1 protein-coding gene is annotated in these 250 nt (G+C 64.8%); it reads left to right on the forward strand.

The features are described 5' to 3' along the window. On the forward strand, positions 1–250 hold a 250-nt coding region (locus AC0IXA_RS27880), incomplete at both ends, for an L-lactate permease (RefSeq protein ID WP_471814975.1).

Consider the following 250-nt stretch of genomic DNA (forward strand, 5'->3'; position numbering starts at 1 on the left):
GCTAATACCGTCCCGGTGGCGTTCGGAGCCGTCGGCCTGCCGGTTCTCATGGCTGCCAAGACCGGTGGCTTGGACGTCGCGATGGTAGCCCCGGTTACCGCCCGCGTTTGCGCGGTGCGCTGTCTCGTCGTCCCCTTCCTCATGCTGGCGATCATGGACGGCCGTAAGGGTGTTCGCGAATGCTGGCCCTTTGGCCTGTTCGTCGGTGTCGTCTTCGGTGTGACGAAGGTTATCGTCGGCGGTACTCCGG

The sequence above is a fragment of the Pseudomonas sp. AC083 genome (assembly GCF_979253165.1).